General features: G+C 72.4%; 10 protein-coding genes. 4 read left to right on the top strand and 6 right to left on the bottom strand.

The genetic code is table 11. The features are described from left to right. Positions 1-103: 103 nt before the first annotated feature. On the top strand, positions 104-2,149 hold the full coding sequence (locus ACFV0T_RS39270; RefSeq protein WP_385789894.1) for an NAD(+) synthase: 2,046 nt from the start codon (positions 104-106) through the stop codon (positions 2,147-2,149). Between the two features lie 28 nt (positions 2,150-2,177). Here the strand turns inward: ACFV0T_RS39270 and ACFV0T_RS39265 are convergent, their stop codons facing one another. From ACFV0T_RS39265 to ACFV0T_RS39250, 4 genes are all read right to left on the bottom strand, one after another. Next, positions 2,178-3,398: an MFS transporter gene (locus tag ACFV0T_RS39265; protein WP_385789890.1), complete on the bottom strand. Its 1,221-nt coding sequence runs from the start codon at positions 3,396-3,398 to the stop codon at positions 2,178-2,180. Positions 3,399-3,502: 104 nt separating this feature from the next. Continuing rightward, positions 3,503-4,555 carry an endonuclease/exonuclease/phosphatase family protein gene (locus ACFV0T_RS39260; RefSeq protein ID WP_385789888.1) on the bottom strand — a complete coding sequence of 351 codons (1,053 nt, stop codon included), beginning with the start codon at positions 4,553-4,555 and terminating at the stop codon, positions 3,503-3,505. 185 nt (positions 4,556-4,740) lie between these two features. Next, on the bottom strand, positions 4,741-5,385 hold the full coding sequence (locus ACFV0T_RS39255; protein ID WP_385789886.1) for a TetR/AcrR family transcriptional regulator: 645 nt from the start codon (positions 5,383-5,385) through the stop codon (positions 4,741-4,743). Between the two features lie 84 nt (positions 5,386-5,469). Continuing rightward, positions 5,470-7,059 carry an MFS transporter gene (locus ACFV0T_RS39250; RefSeq protein ID WP_385789884.1) on the bottom strand — a complete coding sequence of 530 codons (1,590 nt, stop codon included), beginning with the start codon at positions 7,057-7,059 and terminating at the stop codon, positions 5,470-5,472. Positions 7,060-7,241: 182 nt separating this feature from the next. Here ACFV0T_RS39250 and panB point away from each other — a divergent pair, with 182 nt between their 5' ends. From panB to ACFV0T_RS39235, 3 genes are all read left to right on the top strand, one after another. Further along, complete coding sequence (gene panB, locus ACFV0T_RS39245) at positions 7,242-8,108, top strand: 3-methyl-2-oxobutanoate hydroxymethyltransferase (RefSeq protein WP_385789882.1); 867 nt, start codon at positions 7,242-7,244, stop codon at positions 8,106-8,108. 184 nt (positions 8,109-8,292) lie between these two features. Continuing rightward, positions 8,293-9,318 carry an ATP-binding cassette domain-containing protein gene (locus tag ACFV0T_RS39240; RefSeq protein WP_385789880.1) on the top strand — a complete coding sequence of 342 codons (1,026 nt, stop codon included), beginning with the start codon at positions 8,293-8,295 and terminating at the stop codon, positions 9,316-9,318. Next, positions 9,315-10,136, top strand: coding sequence for an ABC transporter permease (locus tag ACFV0T_RS39235; RefSeq protein ID WP_385789878.1), 822 nt, complete (start codon positions 9,315-9,317; stop codon positions 10,134-10,136). Before ACFV0T_RS39240 ends, ACFV0T_RS39235 begins: the two co-directional genes overlap by 4 nt. Before the next feature lie 133 nt (positions 10,137-10,269). Here the strand turns inward: ACFV0T_RS39235 and ACFV0T_RS39230 are convergent, their stop codons facing one another. Both ACFV0T_RS39230 and ACFV0T_RS39225 read right to left on the bottom strand, forming a co-directional pair. Further along, positions 10,270-13,752, bottom strand: coding sequence for a BTAD domain-containing putative transcriptional regulator (locus ACFV0T_RS39230; protein ID WP_385789876.1), 3,483 nt, complete (start codon positions 13,750-13,752; stop codon positions 10,270-10,272). A gap of 184 nt (positions 13,753-13,936) precedes the next feature. Then, the gene (locus ACFV0T_RS39225; protein ID WP_385789874.1) at positions 13,937-14,215 is read right to left on the bottom strand and encodes a hypothetical protein; all 279 of its coding nucleotides are present in this window, start codon (positions 14,213-14,215) and stop codon (positions 13,937-13,939) included. Between the last annotated feature and the right edge of the window lie 82 nt (positions 14,216-14,297).

The following is a 14,297-nucleotide window of genomic DNA, read 5'->3' as shown; positions in this document are numbered from 1 at the left end:
GAACGGATCGTTCCGCGCCCCTTCGCGTGCGCGGGGTGGGCCGCGCCCCGCCCCCGCCACCCCATCGCGTCGCTCTGACGATTACACTGGCCCCGTGCCTCCTCTGAACTTCCGGTCGCTCTATCAGCACGGCTTCGCACGCGTCGCCGCCTGCACGGGCCACACCGTCATCGCGGACCCGCACGCCAACGCCGAGGCGGTCCTGCGCCACGCGCGCAGGTGCGCCGGGGAGGGTGTCGCCGTCGCCGTCTTCCCGGAGATGGCACTGTGCGGTTACTCGATCGAGGACCTGCTGCTCCAGGACGCGCTGCTCGATCAGGTCGAGGAAGCGCTCCGGGAGGTGGTGACAGGCTCGGCGGACCTCCTGCCGGTCCTGGTCGTGGGTGCCCCCCTGCGCCATCGCAACCGGATCTACAACTGCGCGGTGATCGCGCACCGCGGCCGTGTCCTCGGAGTCGTGCCCAAGTCCTACCCGCCGAACTACCGGGAGTTCTACGAGCGCCGGCAGATCGCCGCGGGCGACGACGAGCGCGGCGGCACGATCCGGGTCGGCGGGGAGTCGGTGCCGTTCGGCGTGGACCTGCTGTTCGCCGCGGACGACGTCCCGGGCCTGGTGCTGCACACGGAGATCTGCGAGGACATGTGGGTGCCGGTGCCGCCGAGCGCCGAGGCGGCCCTGGCGGGCGCCACCGTCCTCGCCAATCTCTCCGGCAGCCCGATCACCGTCGGCCGGGCCGAGGACCGCAAGCTGATGTGCCGCTCGGCGTCCTCGCGCTGTATCGCCGCGTACGTCTACGCGGCGGCCGGCCTGGGAGAGTCGACCACCGACCTGTCCTGGGACGGCCAGACCATGGTCTACGAGAACGGGGCGCTGCTGGCCGAGTCCGAACGCTTCCCGCTCGAGGACCAGTTCGCCGTGGCCGACGTCGACCTCGACCTGCTGCGGCAGGAGCGGCAGCGGACGGGCACCTTCGACGACAACCGGCGCACCCACGCCGCCCGCACCGCAGACTTCCGGACGGTGTCGTTCAGGCTGGACCCGCCGACCGGTGACCTGGGTCTGCGGCGCCGCGTCGAGCGCTTCCCGTTCGTGCCCGCGGACCCCGACCGGCTGGCCCTGGACTGCTACGAGGCGTACAACATCCAGGTCGCGGGGCTGCAGCAGCGGCTCGCGGCGATCGGCGGCCCGAAGGTGGTCATCGGGGTGTCCGGCGGGCTCGACTCCACGCACGCGCTGATCGTCGCCGCCCGCGCGATGGACCGGGCGGGCCGCCCGCGCAGCGACATCCTCGCCTTCACCCTGCCCGGCTTCGCCACCAGCGACCACACCAAGGACAACGCGCACAAGCTGATGCGCTCCCTCGGCGTCACGGCGGCCGAGCTGGACATCACGCCGACCGCCCGGCTGATGCTGAAGGAGATGGGCCACCCCTTCGCCTCCGGCGAGGCGGTGTACGACGTCACCTTCGAGAACGTGCAGGCCGGACTGCGCACCGACTACCTGTTCCGGCTCGCCAACCAGCGCGGCGGCATCGTGCTCGGGACCGGTGACCTGTCGGAGCTGGCGCTCGGCTGGTCCACGTACGGCGTGGGCGACCAGATGAGTCACTACAACGTCAACTCGGGTGTGCCGAAGACACTGATCCAGCATCTGATCCGCTGGGTCATCGGCAGCGGCCAGTTCGGCGAGGAGACCGACGCCACGCTCGCCGCGATCCTGGACACCGAGATCAGCCCGGAGCTCGTACCGGGCGAGGAGATGCAGTCCACCGAGTCCAAGATCGGCCCGTACGCGCTGCACGACTTCACCCTGTTCCACGTGCTGCGGTACGGCTTCCGGCCGTCGAAGATCGCCTTCCTGGCCTGGCACGCGTGGCACGACCCGGACAGCGGTGCGTGGCCGCCCAACTTCCCCGAGGCCGAACGGGTGGCGTACGACCTGCCGGAGATCCGCCGCTGGCTGGAGGTGTTCTGCCGGCGCTTCTTCGGGTTCGCGCAGTTCAAGCGCTCGGCCATGCCGAACGGGCCGAAGGTCTCGGCCGGTGGCTCGCTCTCACCGCGCGGCGACTGGCGCGCACCGTCCGACAGCACGGCCGGGACCTGGCTGCGCGACCTCGCCCGTTTCGACCCCCCGGAGCCGGGGCGCTGACCGGCCCCGCGGACGGGGCCGTGGCCGTTCAGTGGTGGAGGACGCCGGGGCGGTCGACCACGTGCGCGGCGACCACGCGCTCCCGCCCGGCCGGCGGGGTGGTGCGGCGGGCGTCCACCACGTAGGCGGCGGCCGCCACCCCGAGGCCCAGCACCGCGAGCCCGGCCCCGGCGAGCGCCGGGGAGGTCACGCCGAAGCCCGCCGCCAGCGCCAGCCCGCCGATCCACGCGCCGCCGGCGTTCGCCAGGTTGAACGCGGCCTGGTTGGCGGAGGACGCCAGGGAGGGCGCCGCCGTCGCCTTCTCCATGACCATCAGCTGGAGCGGCGACCCGGTGACGAACGCGGCGACACCGAGCAGGATCACCGCCAGCCCCGCGCTCCACTGCGTACGCATCAGCAGCGGGAAGACGGCCAGCACGACGACCAGCGCGGCCAGGCCGCCGAAGAGCGTGCGGCGCATCGCGTGGTCCGCGAGGCGCCCGCCGAGCAGGTTGCCCACGGTGGCGCCCACGCCGAACAGCGCCAGCAGCAGCGTGACGCTGGAGTCCGCGTACCCGGCCGCGTCGGTGAGCATCGGCGTGATGTAGCTGTACGCGGAGAACAGCGCGCCGAAGCCCGCGACCGTCGTACCGAGCGCCAGCCACACCGGCAGTGAGCGCAGCGCGGCCAGTTCGCCGCGCAGCCCGGTGGCTGGCGCGTGCGCGTGGTCGTGCGGGATCAGCAGCGCCAGCGAGACGATCGCCGCGAGCCCGATCGCGCTGACGCCGAGGAACGTGGCCCGCCACCCGAGGTGCTGGCCCATGAGGGTGGCGACCGGTACGCCCGCGATGTTGGCGACGGTCAGGCCGAGGAACATCAGCGAGACCGAACGGGCCTTGCGCTCCGGGGCCACCATGTTCGTCGCGACGACCGCGCCGACACCGAAGAAGGCGCCGTGCGGAAGACCGCTGAGGAAGCGGGCGGCCAGCAGGTAGTGGTAGTCGGGGGCGAAGGCGGAGAGGGCGTTGCCGGCCACGAACAGGGCCATCAGGCCGATGAGGACGGTACGGCGGGACAGTCGCGCGGTGGCGGCGGCCAGCAGCGGGGCGCCTATGACGACGCCGAGCGCGTAGGCGGAGACGAGGTGTCCGGCGCCGGGGATGGAGATGTTCAGGTCGTCCGCGACCTCGGGGAGCAGCCCCATCATCACGAACTCGGTCGTCCCGATGCCGAAGGCACCGACGGCGAGGGCGAGCAGGGCGAGGGGCATGAGGGGCCTTTCGAGGGGAGTTCCGCACATCGTATGTTCAAGTACGGAACAAAGTCTCTCAGGCCGAGTATTCCAACGGGTGACGACGAGGTTGCGGCGGCCTCTCAGGAGCCGTTTGTGGCCAGGTTCACACGCGCCGCCACCGGCAGGTGGTCACTGCCGGTGGCCGGCAGCGTCCACGAGCTGACCGGCTCTACGCCCTGCACCATGATCTGGTCGATCCGCGCCATCGGGAACGACGCCGGCCAGCTGAACCCGAACCCGCTGCCCGCCGCGCCCTGCGTCGAGCGCATCTGGGAGGTGACGGCGGTGAGCGCGCGGTCGTTCATGGTGCCGTTGAGGTCGCCGAGCAGGATCTTCCGGCTCAGCTTCTCGTCCGCGATCGCCTCGCCCAGCGCGTCGGCGCTCTTGTCGCGCTGCCGGGCGGTGAACCCGGCGTTCATCTTCACCCGCACCGAGGGCATGTGGGCGACGTACACCGCGACCTCGCCGGCCGGGGTCGCCACCGTCGCCCGCATCGCCCGGATCCAGCCCAGCTTGATGTCGACGGCCGCGACACCGCTCAGCGGGTACTTGCTCCACAGCCCGACGGTGCCCTGCACCGAGTGGTACTTGTACGTCGACGTGAGCGCCTTCTCGTACGTCGGGACCGCGGACGCCTTCAGTTCCTCCAGGGCCAGCACGTCCGCGCCGGACGCGGCGACCTCACGGGCGGTGCCCTGCGGGTCGGTGTTGTCGGCGTTGACGTTGTGGGTGGCCACCATGAGGTCGCCGCCGGCGGCCGCCTTGTCGGTGAGCAGACCGCCGAAGAGGTTCAGCCACACGATCGCCGGCAGCAGCACCGCGATCAGCGCGGTCGCGGACCTGCGCACCAGTGCCAGGACGAGCAGCACCGGCACGAGCACGCCGCACCAGGGCAGGAACGTCTCCGTGAGGCTGCCGAGGTTGCCGATGGTGTTCGGGATGCGCGAGTGCAGCAGCATCACCAGGGCCAGCAGCAGCGCGATCGCCGCGAGGACGAGGCCGCGCCGCCAGATCCGTGGGTCGCCCCGCCAGCCGCCGAGCAGACGCCTGGCGAGGCGCCGGAGCCGGGAGCCCCGGCGCTCGTCCCCCGAGCCGCCGTTGTCCGTCTCCGTCACATACGCCTGCTGCGCCATACCGTCGCCTCACTACCTGCCGAGCACACCGTCGTCCCCCCACGTCCTAAGACCCTAGGGGATGATCGGCTCCGATCCCCGCCGCCCCATGGCGGCCGTACGGGCACGAAGACGCCCGGGGCGGCGTCGGGAGTTCCGCTTACGGACGGGACCGAGGGGTCTGTGACGAAACGCGCACATTCGGGCTACGGTGCCGGGTGTTGGGGGCCGGGAGGACCGACCGGCCGCAGCCCCTGGAGCAGCGTGTCGACCACCCGCTGCGCGAGGTCCTCGGGCAGGTCGCCGTCCGGGCGCATGACGGAACGGACGAGAACGGGGCCGATGAACAGGTCGTTGGCGAGTTCCACGTCGATGTCGGCGCGCAGTTCGCCGTTCTCCTGGCCCCGGCGCAGGATCTCGGCGGCGAGCCGGCGCCGGGGGGCGATGACGGTGCTGTCGTAGGCGGCCCAGATCTTCGGGCAACTCTTCATCTGGACGTGCACGTTGTACAGGATGGCCGAGGAGCGGCTGGCCAGGCCGCGTCGGCGCTGCGACTCCAGCAGGACGATCAGGTCGTCGCGCATCGAGGTGCCGGGCAGCACGGGGTCCGGGGGCTCGGCGGCGCGCAGCACGTCGACGAAGAGGGCCTCCTTGCCGCTCCAGCGGCGGTAGATGGTGGCCTTGCCGACGCCGGCGGTGCGGGCGATGCGCTCTATCGACAGCTCCGCCAGCGACACTCCGTCCTCGAGGAGCTTCATCGCGCCCTCCATGATGGCGCGCTCCACGGCCTCGCTCCGGGGGCGCCCCCTGGCGGGGGCCCCCGAAGCGGTGTTGGTGTCGGCGAGGCTCACTGTCGTCCGTCCCTTCGTTGCACTGGGATGATTCTCGGCGATTCCCCCCGGCTTCCTGAGGTCTGCCCCCCGGACCACCCTCCGTTACTCCCCCGCCACCACCAACTCCGTCTCCTTCTCGCCCTGCTGACCGGACGTCGGCCGGCCCGGCAGGAACAGCGCCACGACGGCCGCGCCCACCAGCGCTATGCCGGCGCCGCACAGCGCGGTGACGTGCATCGCGTGCAGGAACGCGTCGTTGGCGGGCGTGACCAGGGCCTCGCCCCTGGCACCCAGCTTGGCGGCGACGCCCAGCGTGGCCTCGATGGACTCACCGGCCGTGTCGCGCAGCCCGGCCGGCAGCGCGCCGAGCTCGTCCTCGACGCCGCTGCGGTAGGACGCCGACAGGACCGAGCCGAGGACGGCGATGCCGAGCGCGCCGCCGACCTGCCGGAAGGTGTTGCTGAGCGCGGACGCGGAGCCGGCCTTCTCGCGGGGCAGGGCCTGCATGATGACGACGCTGGTCGGCGTCATGATGTGCGCCATGCCGGTGCCCATGAGGAAGAAGACGACCTCCAGCAGCCAGATCGGCGTGTCGGCCTCGAACGAGGCGAACGCGGCCAGCGTCGCGGCGATCAGGAGCATGGCGCTCGTGGTCGTTGCCCTGATGCCGATGCGGTCGACGACCAGCCGGGCCCGGGGCGCGAAGATCATCTGGGCGGCGGCGAGCGGCAGCATCAGCAGGCCGGTCTGCAGCGGCGAGTAGCCGCGCACGCTCTGGGTGTAGAAGACGGAGAAGAAGGTCACGCCCATCAGCGCGAAGAAGACCAGCGCGATGACGGCGATCGCCGCCGAGAAGACCTTGTTCTGGAAGTACGTGATGTCGATGGACGGGTGGTCGCTGCGCTTCTCGAACACCACGAAGGCGGCGAGGACGGCGAGACCGGCGGCGACGGTCGCCAGCACCGTGGGGTCCGTGAAGTCGGCGAGCTGGCCGCCCTTGATGATGCCGTAGACGAGCAGGACCAGGCCGACGACGGACAGGACCACTCCGACGGGGTCGATACGGCCGGGGTTCGGGTCGCGGGAGTCGGGCACCAGCCACACCATCAGCCCGATCGCGAGCACCACGATCGGCACATTGATGAGGAAGACCGAGCCCCACCAGAAGTGGTCGAGCAGCACTCCGCCGGTGATCGGGCCGATGGCGATGGCCAGGCCGACACCGCCGGCCCAGATGCCGATGGCCTTCGGCTGCTCGTCCCGTTCGAACACGTTCATGAGGACGGCGAGCGTCGCGGGCATCACGAAGGCGGCACCCAGGCCCATCACCGCGCGGAAGGCGATCAGCTGGCCCGGCGAGCCGGACTCGGCGGCGAGCGCCGAACCGAGGCCGAAGACGACGAGCCCGCCGAGCAGGACCAGCTTGCGGCCCAGGCGGTCGCCGAGCAGTCCGGCGCTGAACAGCAGGCCCGCGAAGACGAGGGTGTAGGCGTTGATCGCCCACTCCAGCTGGCTCTGCGTGGCGCCCAGGCCGGTGGGGGCCGGGGTCGAGATGGTCTTGATCGCGACGTTCAGGATGGAGTTGTCGAGGACGACGATCAGCAGGCTGAGCATCAGCACACCGAGGATCGCCCAGCGTCGCCGGTGCACCTCTTCCGGTATCCGGGAGGCAGGGACGGCAGGAGTAGTCATGGATTCGAGCCTAGGCGCGTTCCGATACGATACCGTCTCGTATCGGAAATCCTTTACCGAGACCTTACGCAGGCTGAAACCTCACAGGGGGTCCCCTGGCCCTACCCGACGCGAGATGCCACCATGGAGGTGATCCGGGGACGCCGTAAGGGTGCCTCGAGATGACGTAAGGAGCCGTTGCAATGACGCAGCTTTCGGCTGCCCAGACGAAGCCCTCCGACGGCAGCAAAGCGCTGTACGGGGGGAAGGGCACACGCCGTATCACCGTTCGCGACATCGCCACCGCCAAGGAACGCGGCGAGAAGTGGCCCATGCTCACCGCCTACGACGCGATGACCGCGTCCGTCTTCGACGAGGCCGGGATCCCGGTCATGCTCGTCGGTGACTCCGCGGGCAACTGCCACCTCGGGTACGAGACCACCGTGCCCGTCACCCTCGACCAGATGACCATGCTGTCGGCCGCGGTCGTGCGCGGCACCCAGCGCGCGCTCATCGTCGGCGACCTCCCCTTCGGCTCCTACCAGGAGGGCCCGGTGCAGGCACTGCGCTCGGCGACCCGGCTGGTGAAGGAGGCGGGGGTCGGCGCCGTCAAGCTGGAGGGCGGCGAGCGCTCGCACGAACAGATCCGGCTGCTGGTGGAGTCCGGCATCCCCGTGATGGCCCACATCGGCCTCACCCCGCAGTCCGTCAACGCCATGGGCTACCGGGTCCAGGGCCGCGGCGAGGAGGCCGCCCAGCAGCTGCTGCGCGACGCGAAGTCCGTGCAGGACGCGGGCGCTTTCGCGGTCGTGCTGGAACTGGTCCCGGCGGAGCTCGCGGCCGAGGTGACCCGGGTCCTGCACATCCCGACGGTCGGCATCGGCGCGGGACCGGACACGGACGCCCAGGTGCTGGTGTGGACGGACATGATGGGACTGACCGGCGGCCGGGTGCCGAAGTTCGTCAAGCAGTACGCCGACCTGCGTGAGGTCATGGGCAGCGCGGCGAAGGCGTTCGCCGAGGATGTCGTCGGCGGGACGTTCCCGCTGGAGGAGCACTCCGTCCACTAGGGCGCCCGAAGCAACACCGCCCTCTGAAGCCATCGCCGCACCACGCAGCCCCGCCGACCATCCCCCATCGGCGGGGCTGCGCCCCTTCGTGTCGGCTTTGTGTCGGCGCTGTCGGTACGGGTGTCGGCACGGGTGTCGGTGGCCTGTAGGTGGTTTGTCGGTGGCGGCTGGCACTGTCATCGGCATGACGCGAATCGACAAGAACCCCGCCGGCGGGCAGGCCGCCGTCACCGTACGGGGGCTGGTGAAGCACTTCGGGGAGACCAAGGCGCTGGACGGCGTCGACCTGGACGTGCGCGAGGGCACCGTGATGGGGGTCCTCGGGCCGAACGGCGCCGGGAAGACCACCCTCGTCCGCATCCTGTCCACGCTCACCGCCCCCGACGCCGGACACGCCACCGTCGCCGGCTACGACGTCGTACGGCAGCCGCGGCAGCTGCGCCGGGTGATCGGACTGACCGGGCAGTACGCCTCCGTGGACGAGAAGCTCCCCGGCTGGGAGAACCTCTACATGATCGGCCGGCTGCTCGACCTGTCGCGCAAGGACGCCCGCGCCCGTGCCGACGAGCTGCTGGAGCGGTTCTCGCTCACCGAGGCGGCCAAGCGGCCGACGAGCACGTACTCCGGCGGTATGCGGCGCAGGCTGGACCTGGCGGCCTCGATGATCGGGCGACCGGCCGTCCTCTTCCTGGACGAGCCGACCACCGGACTCGACCCGCGCACCCGCAACGAGGTGTGGAGCGAGGTCAAGACCATGGTCGGGGACGGTGTCACCGTCCTGCTGACCACCCAGTACATGGAGGAGGCCGAGCAGCTCGCCTCCGAACTGACCGTCGTCGACCGCGGCAAGGTGATCGCGAACGGCGCCATCGACGAGCTGAAGGCCCGGGTCGGGGGCCGGACCCTGCGCGTGCGGCCGGCCGATCCGCTGGAGCTGCGCCCGCTCGCCGCGATGCTCGACGAGCTCGGCATCACCGGGCTCGCCACGACGATCGTGGACTCGGCCGCCGGCGATCTGCTCGTGCCCATCCTGAGCGACGAGCAGCTGACCGCCGTGGTCGGCGCGGTCACCGCACGCGGTATCACGCTCGCCTCCATCAGCACCGAACTGCCCAGCCTGGACGAGGTGTTCCTGTCCCTCACCGGCCACCGCGCCAGTGCCCCGCAGGATGCCACGCCCGCCGAAGACCGCGAGGAGGTCGCCGTATGAGCGCCGCCACTCTCCATCCGGCCGATCTCAAGGCCGACGCGCCGATCAGTCTGCGCGCCCATCTGCGCCACACCGGCGCGCTGATCCGCCGCAACCTGCTGTGGATCCGCCAGGACCCGGAGTCGATGTTCGACGCCATCCTGTTCCCGGTCATCTTCACGTTGCTGTTCGTGTACGTCTTCGGCGGCTCCATCGGGCAGTCGCTCGGCGGCGGCCAGCAGGCGTACGTGCAGTACGTCGTGCCCGGCCTGATGGCCATGATGGGCATGAACATGGCCCAGGGAGTGGGCACCGGCTTCAACACCGACTTCAATTCCGGTGTCATGGACCGGTTCCGGTCCCTGCCGATCGGGCGCGGCTCGGTGCTGTTCGCCAAGATCGCGGTGGAACTGATGCGGATGCTGATCGCGACCGCGGTGCTCATGATCGTCGGTGTCCTGGTCGGCTTCGACATCACCAACTGGCCCGGACTGTTCGCCTCCGTGGGCCTGTCCGCGGTGTTCGGCTCGGCCCTGATGTGGGTGTTCCTCACCCTCGGCGTGATCATGAAGAGCGCGCAGTCCGTGCAGGCCATGGGCTTCCTGGTGCTGATGCCGCTCCAGTTCGGCTCGTCCATCTTCGCGCCGACCCAGTCGATGCCGGGCTGGCTGCAGAACTTCACCGACTACAACCCGCTCTCCTCGCTCGCGGACGCCGCGCGCGGGCTGATGGTGGGCGGCCCGGTCGCGCACGGCCTGTGGGTGACGCTGGGCTGGTCGGTGGCCCTCACCGTGGTGATGGCACCGATCGCGATCCACAAGTTCCGTACCAAGAGCTGACGCCCACCCGCTGCGGGACGCGTCCCATGCGGTTCGGGTCACAGCAGGGCGGCGGACTCTCCCGGGGGAGGGTCCGCCGCCCTGCGCGTACGTCACGCGAGCGCCGCGGCGACACCGGCCCGGCGGGCGGCGCTCACACCAGGGCCGCGGCCTCCTCGTAGGAGAGCCCGGCGCCTCGCGCGTACGCCGCCTCGTACTCCGCGTCGCCCAGGGCGGTCCGGGTGGTCTCCACCGCCCGTTCGAGCGCCGCGCGCTCCAGGACGCCGGCGACATGGCCGACGGGCAGGAGCGCGGCGGCTGCGCCCAGGAAGCGGGCCGCGTCGTGGGCGCGGCTGCCGCCGTCGGCCCCGGTGAGGGCGATCGCGGCGACGCACAGATAGATGGAGCGCATATGGGGGGCGATGGTCTGCGCGAGAGGGTCACCGGCCTTCTCCAGGGCCTGTCGAACGGCGGCGAGAGCCTCCTCGTGACGGCCGTCGACCGCGTCCAGCCAGGCCTCCGCGCCCAGGATGATGGCGTCGAAGACGACGAAGTGGGACAGCCCGAACTCCTCGCGTATCAGCCGCAGATGCTCGCGTGCCTCGGCCACCCGGCCGGTGACGCCGAGCCAGCCGGCCAGGAAGAGCCGGGCGAACGGTATCGCCTCGTGGGCGGCGCCGTCCTGCCGGTCGATCACCTCGCGCAGCAGACGCTCGCCCTGCTCGTGCCGCCCCGCCTCCAGCAGGGCGCTGCCGAGCCGGGCGGTGAGGATCTCCACCTGGGCGCGGGCGCCCAGCCGGTCGGCGTGCTCGACGGCGGCCTCGTAGTCGGCGGCGGCCGACAGATACGCGCCCTTGCGCTCATGGGCCTCACCGCGGGCGGAGAGCGCCTCGGCGGTGCCCCAGGCGTCCCCGAGGCGCTTGAAGATCTCCAGCGACTCGTCGGCGTCCCGGGCCGCGTCGCCCACCCACTCGATGCGGTTGGCCAGCAGGTTGGCCCGCATCTGGAGGCTGCCCGCGAGCTCCCACTCGAAGCCCGGGGTGGCCCGGCAGGTCTGTACGGCGGCGTCGACGATGACGCGGATACGGTCCATGTCGCCGGTGAGCATCACGGCGAAGAACCAGAGCATCCCGGGGGCGCGGCAGATCTGCGGCATTCCGGGCTCGTACGTCTCGGTGATGACGCGCAGCTTGGCCTGGGCCTGCGGGGTCTGCCAGGCGGCCAGCTCGGTGTCCATACAGGCGAGATGGGCGAGGTGGAGGCCGCGCCGGGCCTCGGCGAGGACCTCGCCGGTCATCGGCGGCGGCGCGTCCGTGCAGCGCTGCCACACCGCGGCGGCCGGGCGGACGGGCTCGGCGAACGGGTCCGGACCGAGGGTCATGACCTCGGTGCACCAGCTGCGGGCCTCGATACGCAGATCGCGCATCTGCCAGTACCAGACGAGCGACAGGACGAGGCACAGGGCTTCCTGCTCGTCGCGGGCGGCGACGGCGTGACGCAGGGCGGTGCGCAGGTTCTCGTACTCCGTCTCGAACCGCTCGATGGCGGCGCGCTGGCCGGGGCCGCGCAGCAACGGGTCGGTGGTGCGGGCGAGTTCGCGGTAGTACGTCAGGTGCGCGCGCTCCGCCTCGGCACGCTGCCCCGCCTCGTCGAGCCGCTCGCCCGCGTATTCGGCGACGGTCTCCAGGAGGCGGTAGCGCATCTCACCGTCGGTGCCCTGTTCCGGTCCTCGCTCCGGCCTTTGCTGCTCCGGCCCTCGCGCCGCGACGTGTCCCGAACCCTGGTCCGGTCCCGGCGCCGGGACTTGTTCCGGTCCCGGCGCCGAAGCCCGTTCCGGTCCCCGCGCCGCGCCCTGGTCCGACGTGAGGGGCGACACGGGGGACGACGGCGCCGCCACCACGAGGGACTTGTCGACGAGGGAGCCCAGCGCCTCCAGCGCGGCCGGACCGCACACGGCCTCGGCGGCGGCGAGGTCGCAGCCGCCCGCGAAGACCGACAGGCGGCGCAGGACGTCCCGTTCGTCCTCGTCGAGCAGGTCCCAGGACCAGTCGACGACCGCGCGCAGGGTCTGCTGGCGGGGCAGGACGGTGCGGCTGCCCGAGGTGAGCAGCCGGAAGCGGTCGTCGAGCCGGTCGGCGATCTGGCGTGGCGTCAGCATCCGCAGCCGGGCGGCCGCGAGCTCGATGGCGAGGGGCAGCCCGTCGAGCCGTCGGCAGATCTCGGCACAGGCGTCGGGATCGTCCCCGACCCGGAATCCGGGCCGGGCGGCCGCGCCCCGCTCGGCCAGCAGCCGCAGGGCGACCGGCTCGGGCAGCGGCTCCACCGGCCGCAGCAGCTCCCCGGGCACCCCGAGGGGTTCGCGGCTGGTGGCGAGCACGGTCAGCTCCGGGCAGCGCTCCAGCAGCTCCCCGACGAGCCGGGCAGCCGCCTCGACGACATGTTCGCAGTTGTCGAGGACGATCAGCATGCGGCGTCTGGCGCAGTGCTCGACGAGCCGCTCCACCGGGTCGTCGTACCGGTCGGCGACGGCCGCCCTGATGCCCTCGGCGCCGGCGCCGTGCAGCACGGTCTCGCGGGCGCCGATGGCGGTGAGCACGGCCTCCGGCACGGCGGCGGGGTCGTCGACGGGCGCGAGCTCGGCCAGCCACGCCCCGTCGCGCGCCACGTCGCGCACCGCCTCGGCGGACTCCTGCGACAACCGTGTCTTCCCGGCCCCGCCCGGTCCGAGCAGGGTGACGAGCCGGGCGCCGTCGAGGTCTGCCCGGATGGTCGCGATGTCGGCCTCCCTGCCGACGAACGAGGTGAGCCGGGCGCGCAGGTTGCCGAGCCGCGGGGTGTCGCGGGAGCCGTCGGCGCCGGCGGCCGGGCGCACACCGGGCGCCCGCTGCGGCGCGGGCCGGGCCGCAGCCCGCGGGCTCAGCAACTCCGTGTGCAGCGCCCGCAGTTCCGGTCCCGGGTCGGAGCCGAGACGGTCCGCGAGCAGCCGTCGTACGTCCTCGTAGGCGGCCAGTGCCTCGGCGGTGCGGCCCGCGTCGCGCAGGGCGCGCAGGCGCAGCGTCTGAAGGGGCTCGTCCAGGGGGTGGGTGTCGCACAGGGCGGTCAGTTCCGGCAGGCACTGTTCGGCCTGGCCGAGGATGAGCGCGGCGGTGTGGCGGGCGCGCAGCGCGCCGAGGTGCCGGGCCTCCCAGCGGGCGGCCTGCGCGGTGCGGTCGGGGAGGTCGGCGAGGACGGGGCCGCGCCACAGGGCGAGGGCATCGTCGAGGACGCCGGCGGCCTTCACGGGGTCGTCGTCGGCGAGGGCGCGCAGGCCGTCGGCGGCCAGCCGCTCGAAGCGGTGCAGGTCGATGTCGTCGGGTGCGGCGGTGAGCCGGTAGCCGCCCTCGACCGAGGCCACCGCGTCCGCGCCGAGCGCCCGGCGCAGCCGCCCGACCAGTGCCTGGAGGGCGCCCGGCGCGTCGGTGGGCGGGTCGCCGTCCCACACCTCGTCGACCAGCAGGCTCGCGGGCACGGTACGGCCGGGCCGCAGGGCCAGCACGGTCAGCAGGGCGCGCAGCCGTGCCCCGCCGACCGCGACGGGCGTGCCGTCGGGGCGGAGTGCCTGAGTGGTGCCGAGAATGCGATAGCGCACGGGGTCCATTGTCTCCGGTGGCGTCGGGGCCGGTCACGGGGTTCGGTCGGCGGGGCGTGCCGCCGAGGGGGCGGGCCGTGGGAAACCGCCCGCGGTGCGGCCCGGTCGCGTTCCCGGCACCTCGGGCGGCTGTCCGCGCCGATGCTCGCGGCGGCGCCTCCGCCGCACCTTACGGCCGCCGTCCGCCCGCGCCTCACTCCGGCCGCCTCCCCTGAACCGTACCCAGCACCGGCCCCGGGTCCGTACCGGCCACCTCCAGCGTGACCAGGACCCCCTCGTCGTGCCGCCGTCCGTCCCCGCCGTCCGTCCCGCCGTCCGTCCCGCCGTCCGTCCCGGTCCGCGGGTCGCCGCGGGCGAACCACTCGGGGCGGCGCTCCACGGGCCGCAGCCACCGCTCCCCGGGCACCGGCTCCCACGCACGGGAACCGGGTGCGCCGCGCCAGTCCGCGTAGAACACCCGCAGAAGTACCATGCCCCCACCTTCCTGGGAACCGGCGACCGATCGCGAGACGTTTTCCCGTACGCCCGGTACGGTCGGGCGCTCCGGCGTCCGC

Source organism: Streptomyces sp. NPDC059582 (assembly GCF_042735715.1).
Taxonomy (GTDB): Bacteria; Actinomycetota; Actinomycetes; order Streptomycetales; family Streptomycetaceae; genus Streptomyces.
The sequence above is the reverse complement of the archived record's forward strand: the minus strand, read 5'-3'. Positions and strand labels throughout refer to the sequence as shown.

Bases quoted from the DNA above. Each gene is read 5' to 3' on its own strand.
- ACFV0T_RS39265 (WP_385789890.1), bottom strand. From the start codon at position 3,398: ATGCCCCTCGCCCTGCTCGCCCTCGCCGTCGGTGCCTTCGGCATCGGG.
- ACFV0T_RS39260 (WP_385789888.1), bottom strand. From the start codon at position 4,555: ATGGCGCAGCAGGCGTATGTGACGGAGACGGACAACGGCGGCTCGGGG.
- ACFV0T_RS39250 (WP_385789884.1), bottom strand. From the start codon at position 7,059: ATGACTACTCCTGCCGTCCCTGCCTCCCGGATACCGGAAGAGGTGCAC.
- panB (WP_385789882.1), top strand. From the start codon at position 7,242: ATGACGCAGCTTTCGGCTGCCCAGACGAAGCCCTCCGACGGCAGCAAA.
- ACFV0T_RS39240 (WP_385789880.1), top strand. From the start codon at position 8,293: ATGACGCGAATCGACAAGAACCCCGCCGGCGGGCAGGCCGCCGTCACC.
- ACFV0T_RS39235 (WP_385789878.1), top strand. From the start codon at position 9,315: ATGAGCGCCGCCACTCTCCATCCGGCCGATCTCAAGGCCGACGCGCCG.
- ACFV0T_RS39230 (WP_385789876.1), bottom strand. From the start codon at position 13,752: ATGGACCCCGTGCGCTATCGCATTCTCGGCACCACTCAGGCACTCCGC.
- ACFV0T_RS39225 (WP_385789874.1), bottom strand. From the start codon at position 14,215: ATGGTACTTCTGCGGGTGTTCTACGCGGACTGGCGCGGCGCACCCGGT.